The organism is Blastococcus sp. SYSU DS0619 (assembly GCF_054051035.1).
This window is the reverse complement of the sequence record NZ_JBJHAM010000015.1, coordinates 44,213-65,615: the sequence shown is the minus strand read 5'-3', so window position 1 is coordinate 65,615 and position 21,403 is coordinate 44,213. Positions and strand designations below refer to the sequence as shown.

The 21,403-nt window shown below is 74.6% G+C and carries 23 protein-coding genes; 10 read left to right on the top strand and 13 right to left on the bottom strand.

Going from position 1 to position 21,403, the window contains the following annotated elements:
- Nucleotides 1-3: 3 nt before the first annotated feature.
- On the bottom strand, nt 4-1,287 hold the full coding sequence (locus tag ACI79T_RS15700; protein ID WP_456611012.1) for a Rieske 2Fe-2S domain-containing protein: 1,284 nt from the start codon (nt 1,285-1,287) through the stop codon (nt 4-6).
- 258 nt (nt 1,288-1,545) lie between these two features.
- On the opposite strand from ACI79T_RS15700, the gene ACI79T_RS15695 reads away from it, so the two are divergent.
- From ACI79T_RS15695 to ACI79T_RS15670, 6 genes are all read left to right on the top strand, one after another.
- Complete coding sequence (locus tag ACI79T_RS15695) at nt 1,546-2,670, top strand: sensor histidine kinase (protein ID WP_456611011.1); 1,125 nt, start codon at nt 1,546-1,548, stop codon at nt 2,668-2,670.
- 68 nt (nt 2,671-2,738) lie between these two features.
- Entirely contained in the window at nt 2,739-3,482 is a 744-nt protein-coding gene (locus ACI79T_RS15690) for a LytR/AlgR family response regulator transcription factor (protein WP_456611010.1), read from the top strand.
- Between the two features lie 3 nt (nt 3,483-3,485).
- Entirely contained in the window at nt 3,486-3,860 is a 375-nt protein-coding gene (locus ACI79T_RS15685; RefSeq protein WP_456611009.1) for a hypothetical protein, read from the top strand.
- Between the two features lie 24 nt (nt 3,861-3,884).
- Nucleotides 3,885-5,405 (top strand): sodium/solute symporter, encoded by a 1,521-nt coding sequence (locus tag ACI79T_RS15680; RefSeq protein ID WP_456611008.1) that lies wholly within the window; start codon nt 3,885-3,887, stop codon nt 5,403-5,405.
- 272 nt (nt 5,406-5,677) lie between these two features.
- Complete coding sequence (locus ACI79T_RS15675; RefSeq protein WP_456611007.1) at nt 5,678-6,073, top strand: DUF485 domain-containing protein; 396 nt, start codon at nt 5,678-5,680, stop codon at nt 6,071-6,073.
- Nucleotides 6,066-7,679 carry a solute symporter family protein gene (locus ACI79T_RS15670; RefSeq protein ID WP_456611006.1) on the top strand — a complete coding sequence of 538 codons (1,614 nt, stop codon included), beginning with the start codon at nt 6,066-6,068 and terminating at the stop codon, nt 7,677-7,679. Before ACI79T_RS15675 ends, ACI79T_RS15670 begins: the two co-directional genes overlap by 8 nt.
- A 212-nt stretch (nt 7,680-7,891) precedes the next feature.
- On the opposite strand, the gene ACI79T_RS15665 is transcribed toward ACI79T_RS15670, so the two are convergent.
- From ACI79T_RS15665 to ACI79T_RS15655, 3 genes are all read right to left on the bottom strand, one after another.
- Complete coding sequence (locus ACI79T_RS15665; RefSeq protein ID WP_456611005.1) at nt 7,892-8,164, bottom strand: hypothetical protein; 273 nt, start codon at nt 8,162-8,164, stop codon at nt 7,892-7,894.
- 101 nt (nt 8,165-8,265) lie between these two features.
- Nucleotides 8,266-9,126: a manganese catalase family protein gene (locus tag ACI79T_RS15660; RefSeq protein WP_456611004.1), complete on the bottom strand. Its 861-nt coding sequence runs from the start codon at nt 9,124-9,126 to the stop codon at nt 8,266-8,268.
- Nucleotides 9,127-9,351: 225 nt separating this feature from the next.
- A complete protein-coding gene (locus ACI79T_RS15655; protein ID WP_456611003.1) occupies nt 9,352-10,089 on the bottom strand; it encodes a sensor histidine kinase in 738 nt (245 codons plus the stop codon).
- A gap of 60 nt (nt 10,090-10,149) precedes the next feature.
- On the opposite strand from ACI79T_RS15655, the gene ACI79T_RS15650 reads away from it, so the two are divergent.
- Nucleotides 10,150-10,872, top strand: coding sequence for a response regulator (locus ACI79T_RS15650; RefSeq protein ID WP_456611002.1), 723 nt, complete (start codon nt 10,150-10,152; stop codon nt 10,870-10,872).
- Nucleotides 10,873-10,950: 78 nt separating this feature from the next.
- On the opposite strand, the gene ACI79T_RS15645 is transcribed toward ACI79T_RS15650, so the two are convergent.
- On the bottom strand, nt 10,951-12,429 hold the full coding sequence (locus ACI79T_RS15645) for a PH domain-containing protein (protein ID WP_456611001.1): 1,479 nt from the start codon (nt 12,427-12,429) through the stop codon (nt 10,951-10,953).
- Nucleotides 12,426-12,962: a PH domain-containing protein gene (locus ACI79T_RS15640; protein WP_456611000.1), complete on the bottom strand. Its 537-nt coding sequence runs from the start codon at nt 12,960-12,962 to the stop codon at nt 12,426-12,428. The genes ACI79T_RS15645 and ACI79T_RS15640 overlap by 4 nt, the downstream gene beginning before the upstream one ends.
- Nucleotides 12,963-13,061: 99 nt before the next feature.
- Between ACI79T_RS15640 and ACI79T_RS15635 the strand changes: the two genes are divergently transcribed.
- Nucleotides 13,062-13,391 (top strand): rhodanese-like domain-containing protein, encoded by a 330-nt coding sequence (locus ACI79T_RS15635; protein ID WP_456610999.1) that lies wholly within the window; start codon nt 13,062-13,064, stop codon nt 13,389-13,391.
- A gap of 76 nt (nt 13,392-13,467) precedes the next feature.
- On the opposite strand, the gene ACI79T_RS15630 is transcribed toward ACI79T_RS15635, so the two are convergent.
- The 7 genes from ACI79T_RS15630 to ACI79T_RS15600 all read right to left on the bottom strand — a co-directional run bounded on the left by ACI79T_RS15630 (nt 13,468) and on the right by ACI79T_RS15600 (nt 20,082).
- On the bottom strand, nt 13,468-14,244 hold the full coding sequence (locus ACI79T_RS15630) for a hypothetical protein (RefSeq protein ID WP_456610998.1): 777 nt from the start codon (nt 14,242-14,244) through the stop codon (nt 13,468-13,470).
- Nucleotides 14,241-14,747: a SigE family RNA polymerase sigma factor gene (locus ACI79T_RS15625; RefSeq protein ID WP_456610997.1), complete on the bottom strand. Its 507-nt coding sequence runs from the start codon at nt 14,745-14,747 to the stop codon at nt 14,241-14,243. The genes ACI79T_RS15630 and ACI79T_RS15625 overlap by 4 nt, the downstream gene beginning before the upstream one ends.
- Nucleotides 14,748-14,817: 70 nt before the next feature.
- Nucleotides 14,818-16,434, bottom strand: a complete 1,617-nt coding sequence (locus tag ACI79T_RS15620; RefSeq protein WP_456610996.1) for a long-chain fatty acid--CoA ligase — start codon at nt 16,432-16,434, stop codon at nt 14,818-14,820.
- Nucleotides 16,435-16,555: 121 nt separating this feature from the next.
- Nucleotides 16,556-17,254 (bottom strand): DNA alkylation repair protein, encoded by a 699-nt coding sequence (locus ACI79T_RS15615; protein ID WP_456610995.1) that lies wholly within the window; start codon nt 17,252-17,254, stop codon nt 16,556-16,558.
- A gap of 44 nt (nt 17,255-17,298) precedes the next feature.
- Nucleotides 17,299-18,261: a hypothetical protein gene (locus ACI79T_RS15610; protein WP_456610994.1), complete on the bottom strand. Its 963-nt coding sequence runs from the start codon at nt 18,259-18,261 to the stop codon at nt 17,299-17,301.
- A complete protein-coding gene (locus tag ACI79T_RS15605; protein ID WP_456610993.1) occupies nt 18,258-18,782 on the bottom strand; it encodes a SigE family RNA polymerase sigma factor in 525 nt (174 codons plus the stop codon). The genes ACI79T_RS15610 and ACI79T_RS15605 overlap by 4 nt, the downstream gene beginning before the upstream one ends.
- A gap of 91 nt (nt 18,783-18,873) precedes the next feature.
- Nucleotides 18,874-20,082, bottom strand: coding sequence for a cytochrome P450 (locus ACI79T_RS15600; RefSeq protein WP_456610992.1), 1,209 nt, complete (start codon nt 20,080-20,082; stop codon nt 18,874-18,876).
- A 57-nt stretch (nt 20,083-20,139) separates the two neighbouring features.
- Here ACI79T_RS15600 and ACI79T_RS15595 point away from each other — a divergent pair, with 57 nt between their 5' ends.
- Both ACI79T_RS15595 and ACI79T_RS15590 read left to right on the top strand, forming a co-directional pair.
- A complete protein-coding gene (locus ACI79T_RS15595) occupies nt 20,140-21,069 on the top strand; it encodes a DUF5926 family protein (protein WP_456610991.1) in 930 nt (309 codons plus the stop codon).
- Nucleotides 21,070-21,143: 74 nt separating this feature from the next.
- Nucleotides 21,144-21,401 carry a hypothetical protein gene (locus tag ACI79T_RS15590; protein ID WP_456610990.1) on the top strand — a complete coding sequence of 86 codons (258 nt, stop codon included), beginning with the start codon at nt 21,144-21,146 and terminating at the stop codon, nt 21,399-21,401.
- Nucleotides 21,402-21,403: the final 2 nt, after the last annotated feature.

Here is a 21,403-nt window from a genome sequence, read left to right as displayed (position 1 = left end):
GGGTCAGGCCGCGGCGGACCGCCCGGCCAGGAGACGGGCAGCCGCCATGAACTCGCACAACCCCTGGCGCAGTGCCACGGCCGCCCGGTCCGCCGGCACGTGCACCTCGTCCCGCGGGTCCAGCGGCAGCCCGCTGATCGCCAGGAGTTCCTGCGACCGGATGTCCTCGGCGAGGATCCGGCGCTGCAGGGCCACCAGGTCGGCGAGCCAGCCGGGGGCGGGCCGGGGCTGTCCGGGGCCGGCCGAGACCAGCAGGCAGGTGTACACGCGGGTGGAGTCGAGGTCCTCGGGCTGCAGGAAGTAGAGCAGCGTCGTGGCTGCCCCCGAGTCCAGGAACTCCTGCCGCAGCCGCAGCCGGAACGGCGCCCGGAAGACGTAGGTGGTCCGGCGGCGCTGCCGTAGCGGGCGGGCGCCGGTGGCCACCTCGGGGTCCACGGGGTTGTCCACCCACTGCTCGCGGACGATCCGGAAGCCGCCCGGCTCGGCCAGGACCTCCACCGGGTGCACGTCGGGGCGGTCGGGCGTGCCGATCGTGGTGGCGTGGACGAACGGGCCGTGCGTCGGATCGAGGAAGGTGTCCGCGAGCGGGCCGGCCGGGCCGGGGGACCGCGTAGGAGGCAGCCACCTGGGGACGAAGCGCCGATCGGCGACTTCCGGCACCTCCAGCGTCCGGTCGATCGGCTCGGCCGGCGCCAGCCACACCAGCCCGAGCCGCTCGCGGACCCCGAACGCGGGGGGCGAGACCTCCAGGCCGTCGTCGGAACGACCCAGCGTCCAGGTGCGACCGAGCAGCCGGACCTGCAGCCAGCCGCCGGTCCGGAGCTCCGTGGCCAGCGCCACCGGGTGCCAGGCGTGGTCCAGCGACGGGTCGAGGTTGTCGAGGACCCGGCCGCCGGGCGGGCCCGGCGGTGGGGCCGGCTCGGGTCGCGGCTCGGAGACCGGCCGGGGTGGGCCGGAGCCCGTCCGCTCGGGGGCCAGCCAGACCCAGCCGTAGCGCTCCTCCACCGCCCACGGGCCGACGAGGTCCGCCCGCGGCGGTGGGCAGCCGTCCGCACCGAGGGTGGGGACGTCCGTGCAGCGGCCGTCGCCGTCGAACCGCCAGCCGTGTGCGGGGCAGACCAGCCGGCCGTCGGTCACGTGTCCCGCGGCCAGCGGTACGAGCCGGTGCGGGCACCGGGCGGGGAACGCGCTCACCTCGCGACCGGGGCCGAGGCGGACGACGACGTAGCTGCGCCCGCCGGCGCCGACCGCGACCGGCGTGCTGCCGACCTCGGCGGCGCGGGCCACCGCGAACCATCCCGACGCTGCAGCACTGGATGCGGCCATGAGCCATTGCACCCGTGCCCTGTGCACACGGGGTTACGGCGATGGAGCGGTTCGGCTACGTCTCGGTCCGACCGTGCGTCCGGCGGCCGCGGGGCACGAGGTCGTACCCCGACCCGGGGACACGTCCGGGTTCGCCGGCCCGCGCGGGCCGTCAGGATCTAGGGTTCGCTGGCTCACCGTCCGCCGGTCGGCCGGCCCGCCTGGAGGGAGACACCGTCGATGCGCGACGCACTGCGCTGGCTGCGGCCCGGTCACCTGGGCACGGAGGCGGAGCAGGCGACGTTCCGGACCCTCCACTCGGCCTCCCTCACGGCGCCGGAGCTGCGCGAGGGCCTGACCAGCGGCTCCGCCGGACGCGCGATCCGGCACCTGCGGGACCTGCTCGGGGTGCCGGCCGTCGCGCTGACCGACACCGTGACGGCGCTGGCCTGGGACGGCCGCTTCGGCCACCACGAGCGGGACGCGGCAGCTCTCGCCGCCACCGTCCTGGAGTCGGGCAACACCGTGGTCCGCGGCCGCGCGGACTTCCCCTGCTCGGACGCCGCCTGCGCGCTGCGGCAGGTCGTCGTCAGCCCGCTCGTGGTCGAGGACCGGGTGGTCGGCACCCTGCAGGCGTTCACCTCCTCGGCCTCCGCCGGACTCGTCCGGGCCGTGACCGAGGTCGCGCGCTGGGTGTCGGGGAACCTGGAACTGGCCGAGCTCGACGCCTCGAGGACGCGGCTGATGGAGGCCGAGGTCCGGGCGCTGCGGGCGCAGATCAGCCCCCACTTCATCTACAACTCGCTGACCGCGATCGCCTCGTTCGTCCGGACCGATCCCGAGCGGGCACGGGAGCTCCTGCTGGAGTTCGCCGACTTCACGCGGTACTCCTTCAGCCACCACGGCGAGTACACGACCCTGGCCGAGGAACTGCGGTCGATCGAGCGGTACCTGGTGCTGGAGAAGGCACGGTTCGGTGACCGGCTCCAGGTCACGCTCCGGGTGGCGCAGGAGGTCCTGCCGGTCGCCGTCCCGTTCCTCTGCCTGCAGCCGCTCGTGGAGAACGCCGTCCGGCACGGCCTGGAACGCAAGCCGGGCACCGGGACGGTGACCATCATCGCCGCCGACCAGGCCGGGGAGTGCCTGATCTCGGTCGAGGACGACGGGGTCGGCGAGGACCCGGAGAAGGTGCGGCGGGCCCTCGCCGGTGACGTCTCGGTCGACTCGGTGGGGCTGGGCAACGTCGACGCCCGGCTGCGCACCGCCTTCGGTGACGACTACGGTCTGGTCGTCGAGACCGCCCCCGGCGCGGGGACCAAGGTCACCGTGCGCGTCCCCAAGTTCGCGCCGGGGGTGCACCCGTGACCGGGTTCGCGACGTCCCGCACGCGGACGGTCCGTCGCGACGCCGACGACCGCCGGCGAGGAGGTGCCGTGACCGCAGACCGGTTGACCGTCCTGGTGGTGGACGACGAACGCCCCGCCCTCGAGGAGCTGCGCTGGCTGCTCGAGCGGGACGGGCGGATCGCGACCGTGCTGACCAGCGACTCGGCCACCGAGGCGCTCCGCCTGCTCCAGGAGCGGTCGGTCGACGCCGTCTTCCTCGACATCCGGATGCCCGGGCTCGGCGGGGTCGACCTGGCGCGCGTGCTGTCCCGGTTCAAGGTGCCGCCGCCGGTCGTCTTCGTGACCGCGTACGACGACCACGCGGTGGACGCGTTCGAGCTCGGCGCCGTCGACTACGTCCTCAAGCCGGTCCGCGACGACCGGCTGGCCGAGGCGGTCCGCCGGGTGGTCGGCGCGCGGGCCGGGGGACCGGTGCCGGTGGACGACGACATCGCCGTGGAGCTGGGCGGTGTGACGAGGTTCGTCCCGCGGTCCAGCGTCGGCTACGTCGAGGCGCAGGGTGACTACGCGCGGCTGCACACCGCGTCGGGCAGCCATCTGGTCCGCGTGCCGCTGACCACCCTCGAGGAGAGCTGGAAGGACGCCGGCTTCGTGCGGATCCACCGGTCGCTGCTGGTCGCGCTCCAGCACGTCGAGGAGGTCCGGATGGACGCCGGGCGGTGCACGGTGGTCGTCGGCGGCACCGAGCTGGTGGTGAGCCGGCGGCACACCCGGGAACTGCGCGACCTCCTGGTGCGGCGCGCCCGACCGGGCACGCAGGGCCGGAGCTGACCGGTGCCGGAGACCCCGCCCCGCCGGGTGCGCGTCACCAGCCCGCGCACCGGTGCCGCACGCGTGCAGCTGGTCCCGGTCGCCAGCGAGATCGACGCCCAGACCGCCCTGGGCGAGGTGTACATGTCCTCGCTGCTGCGCTCCCAGCTCCGGCTGGCGCTGCTCGCCCTCACCACCCTCGTCGTGGGAGTCGGCGGGATCCCCCTGCTGTTCTGGCTCGCGCCGGAGCTGTCCAGCGTCCAGGTGCTCGCCGTGCCGCTCCCGTGGCTCCTCCTGGCGTTCGCCGTCTACCCGTTCCTGCTCGCGATCGGCTGGCTCTACGTGCGGGCCGCCGAGCGCAACGAACGCGCCTTCACCGACGTGCTCGACCGCTCGTGACCCCCGGCCGATGAGCAGCCGTTCGTGAGCGCCGCGGGCTACAGCGTCATCGCGGTCACGGCCGTCGTCGTGGCCACGCTGGCGGTCGGCGCCTACGGCTGGCGGTTCTCCCGCACCACCAGCGACTTCTTCGTGGCCTCCCGCACCGTGCGGCCCGGGTTGAACGCCTCGGCCATCGGCGGGGAGTACCTCTCCGCGGCGTCCTTCCTCGGCGTCGCCGGTCTGGTGCTGGCGTTCGGCACGGAGATGCTGTGGTACCCGGTCGGCTGGACGGCCGGCTACCTGGTCCTGCTGGTCCTCGTCGCCGCGCCGCTGCGCCGCTCCGGCGCCTACACGCTGCCCGACTTCGCCGAGAGCCGGCTGGAGTCGCGCGGGGTGCGCCGGCTGTCCGCGCTGCTCGTCGTGGCCATCGGCTGGCTGTACCTCATGCCGCAGTTCCAGGGCGCCGGGATCGCGCTGGCCGCCACCACCGGGACCGGGGCCTGGCTGGGCGGCGTGCTCGTCGCGACGGTGGTGCTGGTCAACGTGCTGTTCGGCGGCATGCGCAGTATCACCTTCGTCCAGGCCTTCCAGTACTGGCTCAAGCTCACCGCGCTGCTGTTCCCGCTGCTGTTCATGGTGACCATCTGGCTCGGCGACGGCGGGGTGTCCCCTGCCTCGACCGGGACGACGCCCGGGGACTCCTGGGAGTCGCCGCTGGCCGGGACCGGCGAGTACCAGCTCTACACCACGTACTCGATCATCGTCGCCACGTTCCTCGGCACGATGGGCCTCCCGCACGTCGTGGTGCGCTTCTACACCAACCCCGACGGGGCCGCGGCGCGGCGCACGACCCTGTTCGTGCTGGCGCTGCTGGGGCTCTTCTACCTCCTGCCACCGGTGTACGGCGGGCTGGGTCGGCTCTACGCGCCGGACCTGATCGCCAGCGGCAACACCGAGTCGGTGGTGCTGGAGCTACCGGCACGCATGGTGGCCGGCACGCTGGGCGACCTGCTGTCCGCGCTCACCACCGCCGGGGCGTTCGCGGCGTTCCTGTCCACCTCGTCCGGGCTGACCGTCGCGGTGGCCGGCGTGATCAGCCAGGACGTCCTGGGCCGCCGGTTCGGCGGCGTGCGCGCCTTCCAGGTCGGTGCCGTCGTCGCCGTCCTCGTCCCGCTGGGCCTGGCCCTGCTGGCCGAGGGAGTGGGCGTCGCCCAGGCCGTCGGGCTGGCCTTCGCCTTCGCCGCCTCCACCTTCTGCCCGCTGCTGGTGCTCGGCATCTGGTGGCGCCGGCTGACCGACGCCGGTGCGATCGCGGGCATGCTCGTCGGCGGCGGGTGTGCCGGCGCGGCGGTGGTCGCCACCCTGCTCGGCGCGGCACCCGTCGGCTGGCCCGGCGCGCTGCTCGCCCAGCCGGCGGCCTGGACCGTCCCGCTCGCGTTCCTCACCATGGTGGCGGTGTCGCTGGCCACGCCCCGGCGGGTGCCGCGGCACGCCGCCCGCACCATGGTCCGGCTGCACACTCCCGAGGCGGTGCAGCTCGACCGAGGGATCCTGCCGCGGTGAGCCCGGCTCCCTGACCAGGGAGATCATGCGCTCGGACGTGGCACCGGGGGAGGCCGGACCGCGCCGGGCACGGCGCGCTCGGGCCGCGCCGAGGTGCGCCGCGCGACCGCTCGTCCCGCCGGACCTGCCGTACGACGACTCCTGCTCACCGCTCGGCGCAGCGGCGGCGCGACCGGCGCTCTCCTCGGCCCGTGCGCCCTACCGTGACAGGGCTCACAGTCCCGGCTGTCCGCATGCCGATGCCCCGCTCGATCGAACCAGGAGCTCGCACCGTGACCGATCCACATGAACGGCGTCTGCTGACGCCCGAGGAGTACCGCGCTGCGCAGGACTCACCGGAGTTCGTGGAGCTGAAGAAGCGCTTCCGCAGCTTCGCCTTCCCGATGACCGTGGCGTTCATCGTCTGGTACCTGCTCTTCGTCTTCCTCTCGACGTACGCGACGGACTTCATGTCGACGCAGGTCTTCGGCAACGTCAACGTGGGGCTGCTGTTCGGCCTCGGCCAGTTCGTCACCACGTTCGTCATCACGCACCTCTACGTCGCGCACGCCAACAAGCGCACCGACCCCATCGCCGACGAGATGCGCGACCGTCTCGAGGCCCACGACTTCGCGCCCGGCACGACCGCCGGCAACCCGACCGACACCCAGGGGGCCACCCGTGCCTGACGTGCTCGCCGCCGACGCCACCATCGGCAACCCGGCGATCAACATCTCGATCTTCGGCGCGTTCGTCGTCATCACCCTGGCCATCACCTTCCGGGCCAGCCGCAACAACAAGAGCGCCGCCGACTACTACGCCGCCGGCCGCACCATCACCGGCCAGCAGAACGGCCTGGCCATCGCCGGCGACTACCTGTCGGCGGCGTCGTTCCTCGGCATCGCCGGCGCCATCGCCATCTACGGCTACGACGGCTTCCTCTACTCCATCGGCTTCCTGGTGGCGTGGCTCGTGGCGCTGCTGCTCGTCGCCGAGCTGATGCGCAACACCGCCCGGTTCACCATGGCCGACGTCCTGGCCTTCCGGATGCGTCAGGGACCGGTGCGCACCGCGGCCGCCATCTCCACGCTGGCCGTCTCGCTGTTCTACCTGCTCGCGCAGATGGCCGGGGCCGGCGGTCTGGTCGCGCTGCTGCTCGGCGTGAGCGGGCCGGTGGCCGAGGCGCTGGTCGTCACGATCGTCGGCGCGCTGATGATCTTCTACGTCCTCGTCGGCGGCATGCGCGGCACGACCTGGGTGCAGATCATCAAGGCCAGCCTGCTCATCGCCGGCGCGCTCGTGATGACCATCTGGGTGCTCGCCGACTACGGCTTCAACCTCTCCGCGCTGCTCGGCGGCGCGGTGGACAGCGCCGGCAACGAGAACGTGCTCAACCCGGGCGCGCAGTACGGCGTCAGCGAGGCGACCCGGCTGGACTTCATCAGCCTGGCGCTGGCCCTGGTGCTCGGCACGGCCGGCCTGCCGCACGTGCTGATGCGCTTCTACACCGTGCCGACGGCGAAGGCCGCCCGCACGTCGGTGGTCTGGGCGATCTGGCTGATCGGCATCTTCTACCTGTTCAGCCTGGTCATCGGCTACGGCGCCGGTGCCATGGTGGGCGCCGAGACCATCGTCGCGGCACCCGGCGGGGTCAACGCCGCCGCGCCGCTGCTGGCGTTCGAGCTCGGTGGCACGGTCCTGCTGGGCATCATCGCCGGCGTCGCGTTCGCGACCATCCTGGCGGTGGTGGCCGGTCTGACGATCACCGCGTCGGCCTCGTTCGCCCACGACGTGTACGCCTCGGTGATCAAGAAGGGCGACGTCCCGCCGAACGGCGAGGTCAGGGTCGCCCGGATCACCGCGGTCGTCATCGGCGCGGTCTCCATCGGGCTGGGCATCCTGGCGCTGCGCGCCGGGATCAACATCGCCTTCCTCGTGGCGCTGGCGTTCGCGGTGGCCGCCTCGGCGAACCTGCCGACAATCCTCTACACGCTGTTCTGGAAGAAGTTCACCACCCAGGGCGCGCTGTGGTCGATCTACGGCGGTCTGATCATCTGCATCGGGCTGATCGTCTTCTCGCCGGTCGTGTCCGGCACGGAGACGTCGATGCTGCCGAACGCCGACTTCGCCTGGTTCCCGCTGCGCAACCCGGGCCTGGTGTCGATCCCGGCGTCGTTCCTCCTCGGGTACCTGGGCACGGTGCTCACCAAGGAGAAGCCGAACGAGGCGAAGTGGGCCGAGCTCGAGGTCCGTGCCTTCACCGGCATCGGGGCGGAGAAGGCCGTCAACCACTGAGCACGGACCCCGTCCTCCTGGGACGGGGCACCAGCCGAGGCGCGCGTCCCCCGAGGGGGGCGCGCGCCTCGCGCGTTCCCGGGTCGCCGGGTACGGACGCCGGACCTCGCGGTGGGGTGGCCGGCCTCGCGCTGCAGCACGCGGTCGGCGACCTCACGGTGAGGGCGGTGAGCACGTCGGCCGGCGGATGGGCGCCGGGCCCGGCGCCGCGGTCAGGCGGCGATGCGGGCGGGAGCGGGCTCGGGGGTGAGGACGGCGTCGACCGCGGTGGCCGTGCCCGCGACGGCGAGCGCCACCGGGGTGGCCGAGCGCTCGGGGCGGCGGGCGCGGACGGCCCAGCGGGCGACCAGGCCGGTGAGGACGACGAGGCCGGCGACCGCGTGCTGGCCGGGGGCGCTGACCGCGACGGCGATCGCGGCCAGGTAGACCACGGAGAGCAGGACCGCAGGGACCGGCAGGCGGGGCAGGTGCAGGTGGGGGTGCACGGCAGGACCTCCTGGAGGGGGTGGCCCGCCGGGCCGGCGGCCGCACCCGGGAGAGGGTGGGCCACCGGCACGGCGACGGCGCAACGGGGTGGTGCGAGACCTCAGGTGAGCAGGTCCTTGGCCTTCTGCAGCATCGACTGGCCCGGCATCTGCGGCGTCGGGAACAGGCGCGGGTCGCCCGGGGGCAGCACCGGGGCGTCGGCGGCGGCCTCGATCGGGCGGGCGGTGAACTCGCCGCGGCCGTCCGGGGTCGGGCCGTGCGCCCAGCGGCCGGCGGCCGCCTCGGGGCCGTCGGAGGCGAGGATGAAGGCGTAGCCGGCGTCGCCGGGCTCCTCCTCGATCGGGAAGGCCTCGGGCACCGGGATGCCCTCGAGCCCGTCGGCCTTGAGCTCCTCGATCGCGGCGAGCCACTGCATCTGGTGCATGTGGTCACGGGCGATGAGGAACTTCAGGGTCTCCTTGACGCCCGGGTCGTCGGTCATGTTGTAGAGCCGGGCGACCTGCAGCCGGCCCTGCATCTCGGCGGTGGCGTTGTAGTGGAAGTCGGCCATCAGGTTGCCGCTGGCGGTGACGTAGGCGCCGGTCCAGGGGTTGCCCATGCTGTCCATGTAGGACGCGCCGCCGCCGTTGGTGAGCGGGTGCTGCGGGTTGTGCTGGCCGTAGCCCGCCGCCGCCTCCTTGGTGCGGTCCGACGCGTCGGGCTTGAGCGGCATGTGGTCGAGCAACCGGTCGATCATCGTCACGAGGATCTCGACGTGGGCGAGCTCCTCGGTGCCGATCGAGAGGAGCATGTCCTTGTACTTGCCGGGCAGCCGGCAGTTCCAGCCCTGCAGCAGGTACTGGGTGGCGACGGTCATCTCGCCCCACTGACCGCCGAGGACCTCCTGGAGCTTGCGCGCGAAGTCCGGGTCCGGGCCGTCGGGCTTGGCCTCGTACTGCAGCGCCTGGGTGTGCGTGAACACGGTGTTCTCCTCTGCGTCGTCGCCGTCCCGCGTTTGCGGTGACACAGGGGATCTGCCCGCCCCGGGTGGCCCACCGGTGCCGTCCGGTGGCCCGCCGGTGCCAATCACACGGTCGTCCTCCGGACGACACCGCGGCCACGTGCCGTCCCCCACTGGCGCCCGCCTGCCGCCGCGCCTGCGCGGAACCCTCCGGGCCCCACTGGGCACGACCCGGCTGTCGTCGGCTCAGCGGTCCGGGAGCTGCACCAGGAGGGTGAACGTCTCGCCCTCCTCGAACCACAGCACCCGGCCCCCGAGCTCGCCGGCCTGCCGCTGCACCGACCACAGCCCGAGCCCGGTGAGGTCCACCGGCGGCTTCGCCGTCTGCAGGTGCTGGACCACGCGGTCCACGGGCACGCCGGTCTGGCTGAGCGCCAGGTCGACCCAGCCGCTGCGGGTGGTCACCCGCAGCCGCACGGGGGCGCCGTCCCCGTGGCGGTGGGCGTTCTCCAGCAGGTTGATCAGGATGCGCTGCACGCGGGCGTCGGCGACGCCGACGTCCCCGGCGCCGTCGTCCAGCTCGCACGTGAGCTGCGACCGGGGCAGCCCCGAGGCGGCCACCGACGCCCGGAGCACGTCGTCGAGGCGGCGGGTGCCCGGCGACCGCCGCTCCGCACCCCCGGTCGCGTCGGCGGTGCGCAGCATCGACGACAGGTGCGCGGTCTGGGCCCGGGCGAGCGCCAGCAGCTCGCCGGCCTGCGCGGGTGCGCGGTCCAGGGAGCCCAGCACCGCCTCCAGCGAGGCCAGCGGGCTCCGCATGTCGTGGCAGAGCGCGCGGACGACGGCGTCCTCGGGGCTGGGCGCCTCCGGTTCGGTGGCGGAGGCCCGGCGCGGGCGCGGGAGATGCGCGCGCAGCACTCGAGCGAGATCGTTGAGCAGTCCACGACTACGCGTGGACGCCTGCGTGTCGGCAGCCAGGGTCACGGGCACCTCCTCGGGCACCGGCCGGAGGCGCCGGGAGACGCACCGACCGTCAGGAGCGATGTGGGAGAGACCGACGACGCGACCGCTGCTGACCGCAGGCCGCCGGTGGACGTGGTCGTCGTCGACGACCACCCGTTGTTCACGCGTGGGCTGAGCCTGCTGCTGCCGGGGCTCAGCGGCGGCAGGGTCCGGGTGGTGGGGACGACGGAGGACGCGTCGGCCGCCGCGGCGCTGGTGCGCCGGCACCACGCCGACGTGGCGATCGTCGACCTGCACATGCCGCCGCCCGGCGGGACCAGGGCCATCGCGGCGATCCGCCGCGCCGATCCGCTGGTCCGGGTGGTCGCGCTCTCCGGGCTGGCCGAGGCCGATGCAGCGATCGAGGCGCTGCGTGCCGGGGCGTCGGGTTTCCTGCCCAAGACCGCGGACCCGGAGGCGCTGGTGCGGCCGCTGCTCGCCGTCCTGGACGGCTGGTCGGTGCTGCCGGAGGCGGTGCTGCGCCAGCTGCTCGACGAGGCGGCGCCGTCCGGGCAGCAGAGCATCGCCGACACGCTGACCGCCGACGAGCGGCGGCTGTGGCGGCTGATCGCCGACGGCACGAGCACCGTGGACATCGCCACGACGCTGCACGTCTCGGAGCGGACGACCAAGCGCCTCGTCGCGCACCTGCTGCGCCGGCTGGGCGTGGCGACCCGGGTGGAGGCGGCGGCGCTGGCCGGACGGGTCGGCCTCGGGAAGGACTCCGGGGCGCCGGGCAGGCAGGCCGGCGGCCTCGCGGGGTGAGCTCGCCGGGGGGTCATCGACCGGCCAGCTACCCGGGTCCCGGCTCGCCAAGCGCCGGTGAGGGAAGGTTTCCCTTCCCTACACCCGGGCGCCGTCCCGCCGTGGCCGTTCGAGCGCGCCGGCCCACGGCTCGGAGGCGGCGAGGGTGAAGGCGGCGACGTCGCCCGCGGCCATGTCGACGGCGGCGTAGCCGCCGCTGCCGGCGCCCACGCAGGCGGTGACCGTCGCCAGCCCCGCGCGCCGCTGGAAGAACGACTGCCGGATCTCCCAGCCGACGACCGCGCGCTGCTCGAGCACCACCTGCTCGCGCACCAGCCAGCCGCGCCGCACGCTGAACGAGTGCGGGCCCGCCGCGTGCCCGAGCGCCCCGTAGAGGCCGTAGGCGAGCGGGACGCCGAGGACGGTCAGCGCGACGCCGGCCGCCAGCACGTCCCAGCGGCCGGTGGTGGCCAGCAGCGCCGCGCCGCCCGCGCTGACCCCCAGCCCGACGGTCAGCGCCCGCACGATCCGGCGGCGCAGCGCGGCCCGGGGATGGGCGCGGAGCGGGCCCGGGTCGTCGACCAGCCGGTGGGTCAGCGTCCATGCCTCGTCGCGGGGCCCGAGCGGCAGCAGCTGCCCGCGCCGTTCGGCGTCGCCCAGGCCGGTGACCAGCGCGCCGGCGCGGGCGGCGCGCACCAGCCGCATGCCCAGCCCCTCGGAGACGGCGACGCCGCGGATGCGGTCGAGCTCGAGCTCGGTGTGCCGCCGGGTGAACAGGCCGCGGACGGAGACCAGCGTGGTGCCGCGCAGCACCAGCCGGAAGCCCCAGTTGACGATCGCGGCGCCGATGACCGACCCGGCGAGGACCAGCAGCAGCATGCCGAGGACGACCGCGCCGATCACCCACCCGGACGGGACGTCGACGTCGGGGAGGCGGTCGAGCAGGTCGTCGGGCAGCTCCTCGCCCAGCCGGAACAGCGCGCCGATCCCGGCGAGCGGCAGCGCGAGGTAGCTGCCGACCAGGGGTGCGTAGAACAGCCACCGGTTGTCCCAGCGGGAGAGCTCCTCCTCCGGTGGCGCCGGGGCATCGGCGTCCGGCTGCGCCAGCGGTGCGGAGCGGTGGGTGAGGACGGCGACCCGCAGCCGGTCGCCCTCGGCGCGCGGGACGCCGTCGACGACCATCTCCTCCTCCTGCCCGGCGGCGGTGCCGGCGGCGGCGTCGATGCGCACCCGGACCAGCCCGAACAGGCGGTGCAGCGCGGGCGCCTCCACCTCCACACCGCGGATGCGGTCGTTGGGCACGGTGCGCACCGAACGGGAGAGCAGGCCCCGGGTGACGACGACCGCCGTCGGGCCGTCGGCGTAGCTGAACCGCCACCAGGTCACGGCGGCCGCGGCCAGGGAGAAGAGCGTGACGGCCACGACGAGGGCGATGACCGTGCCGGTGCCACCGCCGAACCCGGTGGCGGCGCCGACCGGGATGAGCACCGGCACGAACTGGCGGGCCTGCCGGAAGGTGACCGTGTGCACGAGCACGATCCGGGGGGACGTGCGCCGGGCCGGTGGGGGAGCGGTCACGTGGCCTGGTCGCGGACCTGCTCCGCGCGGTGGGCGAGGTCCTCGGCGACGCGCTGGGCGACGTCGTGCTCCAGGTGCGAGATCCGCACGGTGCCCTGGCTGGAGGCGGTGAGCACCGCGACGGTGGCCAGGCCGAACATCTGCTGGAGCACGCCGCGGGTGACGTCGACGGTCTGGATGCGGGAGATCGGCACCAGGGTCCAGGTCTGGGTGAGCCAGCCGGTGCGGGTGTAGGCGGCCTCGGCGGTGATCTCCCAGCGGTACACCCGGTGCTTGAACCACGGGCGGATGCCCATCGCGACGACCCCGTAGAGGGCCGCGGCGACCGGCAGCACCCGGTGCAGCAACGGCAGGGGACCGCCGTCGGAGGGGGCGAACAGCAGGAAGGCACCGACGGCCAGCCACATGACGATGGTGCTGAACACGCTCTCGGTCACCCACAGCCCGATGGCCGACCGCGGCAGCTCCCAGGCGGGCTCGCGCACGGGCGAGGTGGGAGCGGTCCGCGAGGCGGCCCGGTGGCTGGGGGACATCGCCCTCATCCTCGCAGGCGCCCCGGCCAGGAGAGCGGTGTCCGGGCAGAGCCGTCCACCGGTCGGGATGTCCGGGGCACTGGCACGATGGACCCCGTGATGCCGCAGCAGGTTCCGACCGTGCCCGCCTCCGAGCTGCCCGCCGACGCCGTGGTGCTCGACGTCCGCGAGGACGACGAGTGGGTGCACGGCCACATCGAGGGCGCCACCCACATCCCGATGGGTGACGTCCCGGCCAAGCTCGACGAACTGCCCGAGGGCGACCCGCTCTACGTCACCTGCCGCGGCGGTGGCCGCTCGGCGCGGGTGGCCGCGTGGCTGAACGCCAACGGCTTCGACGCGGTGAACGTCGGCGGCGGCATGGGGGAGTGGCAGGCCGCCGGCAAGCCGATGGTGAGCGAGACCGGCGAGGAGCCCTTCGTGCGCTGACAGCCGGCGGAGCATCGCAGCGAGTGAGGAGCGGACGGCGGCGCGGAAGCGAACCGCCGAGATCGTCCGCTGACGTTCAGCGCCAGGCGGCCGCGGTCTCCTCGTCGTAGTAGCGGGTGAAGCCGCACAGCCAGGCGATCGGCTCCAGCGGCTCGCCCTCCCACCGGTCGGCTCCGCTGACCAGCAGCCGCGACCCGACGCCGTAGACCGGGCCCGGCGTGGTGCTGCCGGCGGCCTCGTCGTACGGCGCCGGGAGGTCGACGGTGACCGTGTCGCCCGACCCGCCGGAGAACCACTCCTGCACGGCGAAGGTGACCCCGACGAGGTCCTCCGGCGGCCCGGGCAGCCCCGGGCGGGTGGTGACGGCGGGCCCGATGCCGACCACCACGCCGGCGAAGGCGAAGTCCTGCTTGCCGAGCGCGGCCGGGCTGTACTCGACGGCGCACGAGCTCGCCTCCGTGCCGGCCAGCGGCCCGGTGCGCCCGGCGGTCGGGTCCTCGGCAGGCGGGGACAGCTCGCTGCCGGCGGCCGCGCCGGGCGGGTCCCCGCCGTCTGCCGGCGGCATGCCGGTGCCCGGACCGCTGTCGGCCGCCCCCGGAGCGTCCTCGCGCGGCTCCTCGGCGACCAGCACCGAGGCCGAGTCGGCGGCGCCGTCCCCACCGGGCAGATCGACGACGGTGGCCACACCGCCGACCACCGCCGCGACGCCGGCGGCCACCGCCAGCGAGACACCCGCGGTGCGGCGCCGGCGCGCCCGGCGCCCGGCCTTCAGCAGCTGCGACGTCGGGGCCGGGCCGACCGGCACCCGGTCGGCCGCGTCCCCCAGCAGCGCCGAGGTCTCCCGATCGGTCACGATGCCCTCCCGCCGCGCAGTTCGGAGAGGTCCAGGTCGGTCGACAGCTGGGCCAGGGCGCGCGACAGCCGGCTCTTGACCGTGCCGGGCGCGACCTTCAGCGCCGCGGCGATCTGCTGCTCGCCCAGGTGCGCGTAGTAGCGCAGCACGACGACCTCCCGGTGCGCCGGGCTCAGCCGGCGCAGCGCCCGGTGGACGGCGTCCGCGTCGTCGACCTGGCCGGTGACGTCGTCGGCCGGCACCTCCGGGACCTGCTCGGTGGGCCGCTCCCGCCACCAGCGACGTCGGTGGTTGTCGTGGTGGCAGTTGACCAGCACGCGGTAGACGTAGGCGTCCCGGTTCCCGGCCCCGCTGACCTTCTCCCAGGCCACGTAGCAGCGCACCAGCGCCGTCTGCACCAGGTCCTCGGCCTCGGTGCGGGCGCAGCCGAGCAGCACGGCGGAGCGGACGAGCACCGGCCAGCGCTCGTCCACGAACCGCGCGAACTCCTCGTCCCGGTCCACTCCCACCTCCCGCCGACCCGTCCTCCTCCAGGATGACGGGTCGACGGCGGCCGCGGGTTCCCTCCGGGGGCTAGCTCTTCACCGCGTACTCGGCGAAGCGGCTGCGGAGGTCCTTCTTCGAGAACTTGCCGACGCTGGTCTTGGGCACCTCGTCGATGAACTCGACGCCCTCGGGCATCCACCACTTGGCCACCAGCGGCTTGAGGTGGTCGAGGATGTCCTGCTCGGTCGCGCTCTCGCCCTCCTTGAGCACGACGCAGGCCAGCGGGCGCTCGTCCCACTTGGGGTGCGGGATGCCGACGACGGCGGCCTCCTTCACCGCCGGGTGGCTCATGATCGCGTTCTCCAGGTCGACCGAGGAGATCCACTCGCCGCCGGACTTGATCAGGTCCTTGGTGCGGTCGGCGATGCGGATCGAGCCGTACTCGTCCATCGCGGCGACGTCGCCGGTCTTCATCCAGCCGTCGGCCGTGGTCAGCTCCACGCCGGCGTCCGGCTGGTAGTAGTCCTGCGCGCACCACGGGCCGCGCACCTGCAGCTCACCGGTGGCCTTGTCGTCCCACGGCTGCGGCTCGAGGGTGTCGGAGTCGACGATGCGGGCCTCTACGCCGAGGAACGGGATGCCGGCGCGGGCGCGCTGGGCCGCCTTCGTCTCGTCGTCGGCGTCCTCGTACCGCTTCGGCAGCACGCCGGAGGAGGCGACCGGGTGGGTCTCGGTCATGCCCCACGCCTGCAGGATCGGGATGCCGACCTGCTCGCGGTAGGCCTCGCTCAGCGCCTTGGGCACCGCCGACCCGCCGCAGCCGATGTCGCGCAGCTTGTGCGGCTGCCCGGCCAGGTGGGGGAGCACGCCCTGCCAGATGGTCGGGACGCCGGCGGTGAAGGTGACGCCCTCGTCGACGATCAGCTTGGCCAGCGCCTCGGGCTGCATCAGCGCACCGGGCATGACCAGCGAGGCGCCGGCGGCAGGCGCGGCCTGCGCGATGCCCCAGGCGTTGGCGTGGAACATCGGCACGACCGGCATCGCGACGTCGGAGATGCCCAGGCCGAAGGCGTTGGGCGCCATCACGCCCATCGTGTGCAGGAACGTCGAGCGGTGCGAGTAGACGACGCCCTTCGGGTTGCCGGTGGTGCCGCTCGTGTAGCACATCGAGGCGGCCCGCCACTCGTCCGTGACGGCGAACTCGACCGGCTCGGCGTCGGCCAGCAGGGTCTCGTAGTCGAGGATCCGGTCGTCGTCGGGGATCTCGTTGTCGCCGCCGTCGTCCATGACCACGACCTGCTTGACGGTCTTCATGGTGTCGATGAGCGGCCAGAGCAGGGGCAGGACGGTGCGGTCGACGAAGACGACCTCGTCCTCGGCGTGGTTGGCGATGTAGGTCAGCTGCTCGGGGAAGAGCCGCACGTTGAGGGTGTGCAGCACGCGCCCGCTGCACGGCGCGGCGAAGTAGAGCTCCAGGTGTCGCTGGCTGTTCCAGCCGAAGGTCCCCACCCGCCCGTCGGCGCTGATGCCGAGGGTGTCGAGGACCCCGCCGAGCTTGCGGGTGCGCTGCGCCCACTCCGCGTACGTCGCCCTGGTCACCCCGCCGGGGTTGTTGGTGACGATCGTCCCGTCGCCGTAGTGCTGCTCGACGTGCCGGAAGATCGAGTCGATCGTGAGGGGGTAGTCCTGCATCAAGCCGCGCATGACCGGATCCTGCCAGTGACCGCGCTCACCTTCCAGCGGTAGCAGTGCGATCACCGACCTCACCTCCGGCACGCCGCCCTCGGGCTGCAGCGCGAGGCCGGCGAACCGCGGGTGCGGGCGGTCACGGACGCCGGGCGAGGCGCTCCCGCACCGCGGGGCTGTGCAGCTCCCGCAACGCGTCGGCGCCGGCCCACCGGGCCCCGGCGCCGCCCGCCCGCAGCTGCTCGGCGGTCTCGATCGCCAGCCGGTGCAGGCCCGTGCTGCGCTTCCCGATCGCGCGCAGCGCCCAGCTCGCGCCCTTGCGCACCAGCGGCCGGTCGTCGTCCGCGCCGGCGGCCAGCGGTGCGAGCAGCGCGGCGAACCGCTCGTCGTCGGTCCGCTTCTCCGCGACCGCCAGGCCCGCCATCAGCGTGAACCCGGCCCGCTTCACCAGCGGCTCGGGTCGCGTCGTCCACTCGACGGCCTTGGTCCAGGCCGGCGCCGCGTACCGGAGGAGGTTCTGGCACACCTGGTCGCAGAGGTCCCAGGAGTCGAAGCCGGCGGCCCAGCGCTCGAACTGCGCGTCGTCGACGCGCGCCGGGTCGTCCAGCAGGGAGGCGAGGATGCGCGCCTCGTGCCCGCCGCTGTCCCACAGCTGCGCCGCCAGGTCACGGTCCCGGCCGATCTCCTTCGCCACCGCGCGCAGCTCGCCGACCGTCACGCCGTAGGCGTGTTCGGTGGCGATGCCGTACCGGGCCATGCCCGGCAGCCGCGCCGGGTCGGCGAGCGCGCGCAGCCGGGCCAGCACCTCGTCGACGGACGGGGTCCCGGCGCCGCGCACGCCCCGATCCTGCCCGTGACCGCGCGGGCGATCCAGAGGTGCGGTCAGCCGTAGTTCTCCCCCACCAGGTCGGTCAGCACGGTCAGCACCTCGGCCGATGAGCGGCCGGTCGAGCTCTGCGCCGTCGCCGAGAGCACCCACACGCCGGCTCCCCGGGCGTCCGGCACCGCCAGCGTCCACTGGGCGTCGTAGCGCTCGTCCGTCCCCGCGCACCGGATCAGCGCGGCGCCGCCGGGGACGTCGGCCGAGGGGCAGGGCGTCGCACCCGGGTACTGCGTCTGGCCGCCGCCCATGACGAAGGTGTTCCGCAGCTGCTCCACCGTCGTCCCGTCCCCCAGGAAGCCGACGCTCACGTGGTAGGCGTAGTCGTAGGGCCCGTCGTAGGACAGCGGCACGGGGACCCAGGTGCAGCCGACCGGACCGGCCGGCAGGGTGCCGGTCCAGTAGCTGAACTCCATCCCGAACTCCGCGCCCAGCCCGGCGGCCAGCCGCGGGCAGGTGGCCATCTCCTCCTCGGTGAACGCGCCCGGATAGGGCTTCCCCTCGGGGAACCACTGGTCCCAGGCGGGCGGCGAGCTGAGCTCGACCGGCCCGCCGAGGGCGGCGAGCGCGGCGTCCAGCTCGGGCCCGGCCGCGGCGGCCGCGGCGGCTGCCGCCTCGGCGGCCTCACGTGCGGCCACGTCCGCGGCCCGCTGGGCCTCCTCGGCGGCCGCACGCGCGGCCTCGGCGTCGCGTGCGGCCTCGGCCTCGCGTGCCGCGTCGGCCGGCACCGTGACGGGAGCCGGCGCGGCTGGGCCGGCGGGCGCCGACGAGAGCGAGCCGGCGGTGGCCGGGACGCCGACCGCGATCGTCACCACCGCGGCCGCCGTCGCCAGCACGCCGGCCCGGGTGCGGCGCCGCTGCCGGTGCCGGGCGAGGACGTCATCGGCCGACACGTGGCCGTCGGCCGCGAGGTCGTCGGCGAGCGCGGTCAGCCGCGCCGGCAGGGAGTGCTCGACCTCGTTCACGAGGACCTCCTCGACAGCTCTTCGTGGGCGCCCCGGCCGTTCAGCAGGGTGCGCAGGGTGGCCAGCCCGCGGCTGACGTGGTTGTTGACCGTGCTGGTGGAGCACCGCATCAGCCGGGCGGTCTCGGCCTCGCTGAGGTCGTCGAAGTACCGGAGGACGACGGCGGTGCGCACCCGCGGCGAGAGCCGGAGCAGCGCCGTCCGGAGTTCGTCGGCCTGGGCGTGCACGGCCTGCAGGTCGGTGCCGTCCCCGCGGTCCGGCACGGCGGCGATGACCTGCTCGGTGTTGGGCAGCAGCCGCAGCCAGCTCAGGTGGCTGTTGACCAGCATCCGGCGGACGTAGGCCAGCGGGCTGTCGGCCCGCTGCACCTTCGGCCAGTGGGCGAAGGCCCGGGCCAGCGCCGTCTGCGCGAGGTCCTCGCCCCGGGCGCGGTCACCGGTCAGCAGGCAGGCGGTGCGCAGCAGCCCCGGCCCGTGGTCGCGGACGAAGTCCGTGAACCCGTCGTCCGTCGGTCGTGCCACGCGCCCACCCTCCGCCGATGTCTCCACCCGGAAGACACATCGGCGGCCGGCCCGGGCCCCAGCCCGTCAGGTCACGGTTCGGTAACGGCGATCAGGGGGTGAGGACGACGGGGAGGGTGTCCAGCCCGCGGATGACGAACTCGGGGCGGCGCACCGGCTCCCCGCCCAGCTCCAGCACCGACGCCCGGTCCAGCAGCGCACCGAACGTGGCCTGCAGCTCGACCCGGGCCAGCGGGGCGCCGATGCAGAAGTGGATGCCGGCGCCGAAGGAGATGTGCGGGTTGTCGGTGCGGGTGAGGTCGAGGGTCTCCGGCTCGGCGAAGACGGCGGGGTCGTGGTTGGCCGCGCCCAGCAGCGCGGCGATCTTCTGCCCCTCCGCCACGGTGACGCCGCCGATCTCGACGTCGGCGGTGGCGGTGCGCTCGAACAGCTGCAGCGGCGGGTCGAAGCGCATCAGCTCCTCGAGCGCGGCCGGCAGCAGCGCGCGGTCCGCGCGCAGCCGGGCCAGCTGCTCGGGGTGCCGCAGCAGCGCGAGCATGCCGTTCCCGGTCACGTTCACCGTCGCCTCGTGGCCGGCGTTGAGCAGCAGGATGCAGGTGGTGACCAGCTCGTCCTCGGTGAGCGTGTCGCCGTCGGCGTCGCGGACGCTCACCAGGTGGCTGACCAGGTCCTCGCCGGGGTGCTGACGGCGGTCGGCGGCCAGCTCCCGCAGGTAGGCGACGAACTCGTCGGCGGCCCGCTCGGCGTCGTCCTCCCGCTGCCGGGTGCGGTCGTACTCGTACATCTTCACGATCGCGTTCGACCACGGCCGCAGCAGCGGGCGGTCGGCCTCCGGCACACCCAGCAGCTCGGCGATGACGGCGACCGGCAGCTGCTCGGCCATCCCGGTGAGCAGGTCGACCGGCTCGGAGCCACCCGAGCGCTCGACCAGCTCGCCGGCCAGCCGCCCGGCCAGCTCCTCCACCCAGGGCCGCAGCCGCTCCACGTGCCCGCGGGCGAAGGCGCTGGTGATCAGCCGCCGCAACCGGGTGTGGTTCGGCGGCTCCATCTCCAGGATGGCGTTCCGGTGGATCAGGTTGAAGCTCTCGAACCGGTCGCCGGGCTCCTTGTCGGCCCAGATGCGGCCCAGCCGGCGGTCGCGCAGCACGGCGTTGGCCTCGGCGTGGGTGAACGCCAGCCACAGGCCCAGCCCCTCGTGCCACTGCACCGGCGCCTGTGCCCGCGCCCGCGCGAACGCCGGGTACGGGTCGGCGACGAAGGACGGGGCGGTGAGGTCGAGGGGGTCCACGGCCGAGATCACGTGCCGCAGCCTAGGCGTGTGCTCCGGCCCACGGACCGGTCCACCTACGCTGCTCGCATGGCTTCCCGCAAGCGCTCCTCCAGCACTGCCGTCGCCGAGGGCGGCGTCAACCCCAAGGCCCCGTGCCCCTGCGGCTCCGGCCGCCGCTACAAGCACTGCCACGGCTCCGGCTACGCGCCCGTCGTCACCCGCCCGTTCGAGGGCCTGCCCGGCGAGGCGGACTGGGTGGCGCTGCGCGAGCTCGTCCCCGCGGCGACGGCGAAGCTGAAGGCGGCCGACGGCCGCGACATCACGCTGGCCAGCGTGCTGCCCGGCGGCGCGCCCGCGCTGGTCCGCGCCAGCGGCGAGATCCTCGTCGGCGCCCAGCTGCAGACGTCGTCCGACGACGTCAGCCGCGACCTCGGCACCGCCGTCGCGGCCGCCCTGGAGGCCCCCGCCGGCGCACCGGTGGACCCGGGCCCGATCGGCGGCGCCGGCTCGGCCGGGCCCCGGCTGCAGGAGGTCCTGGACCTGACCGCGCCGATGGAGGTCACCGTCCACGACGACTTCGGGTTCTGGCTGGAGGGCACCGAGCCCGGCGCCGCCGCCCGGGCCGGGCTGCAGCAGGCCAACGAGGCGATCCTGCCGACCGTCCGGCTCGAGGGGCTGGAGGCGGCCTACTGGGTGCGCCCGGGCAACGAGCGCGCCCACCTGCGCTGGGTGCGCCCGGAGAAGGAGGAGCAGCTGCTCGACGCGCTGGCCCGCCTGTCCGCGGCCGAGCAGATCCTGCTGGGCGAGGGCACCCGGTACGCCGGCGCCTTCCGCGCCCACGGGCTCGTCGTCCCGGTGTGGGACCTGCCCGCCGACACCCCGGCCGCCGACTGGATCGCCCCGGCCACGGAGTTCCAGGCGCGGCTGGAGAAGGCCCTGGCCGAGACCGCTCCGCTCAACGCCGACGAGCGTCGCGCGCGGGCCGGCCTGCTGTCCCGCCAGATCACCCTGCGCTGAGCTGCGCCGTCCCCGCGTCCTCCGGGGCGCGGGGACGGCGCATGCCGCGTGCCGGCGCGGGTACGCGGACCGGCATGGCCGAGGGACCCGACGGGCGGGACGAGCAGGTGCGTCCCCCGGCCGACGCCACGGTGGCCGGCGCGTTCGCACCACCGCCCGGCGGAGGCCGCAGCGTGCTGACCTTCCTCGCCGCGACGGTGCTGCTCACCTGCGGCGTCACCGGGGTGCTGTCGTTCGCCACCGAGCTGGCGTGGGGCTACCGGGTGCTCCTGCTGGCGGTCGCCGCGCTCGCCGCCGTCGGCCTGGTGGTCAACCTCCGCCGCGCCCGCTGACC

Coding starts and splice junctions, on each gene's coding strand:
- ACI79T_RS15635 (WP_456610999.1), top strand. CDS start 13,062: ATGCCGCAGCAGGTTCCGACCGTGCCCGCCTCCGAGCTGCCCGCCGAC.
- ACI79T_RS15595 (WP_456610991.1), top strand. CDS start 20,140: ATGGCTTCCCGCAAGCGCTCCTCCAGCACTGCCGTCGCCGAGGGCGGC.
- ACI79T_RS15590 (WP_456610990.1), top strand. CDS start 21,144: ATGGCCGAGGGACCCGACGGGCGGGACGAGCAGGTGCGTCCCCCGGCC.
- ACI79T_RS15695 (WP_456611011.1), top strand. CDS start 1,546: ATGCGCGACGCACTGCGCTGGCTGCGGCCCGGTCACCTGGGCACGGAG.
- ACI79T_RS15640 (WP_456611000.1), bottom strand. CDS start 12,962: ATGTCCCCCAGCCACCGGGCCGCCTCGCGGACCGCTCCCACCTCGCCC.
- ACI79T_RS15620 (WP_456610996.1), bottom strand. CDS start 16,434: ATGCGCGGCTTGATGCAGGACTACCCCCTCACGATCGACTCGATCTTC.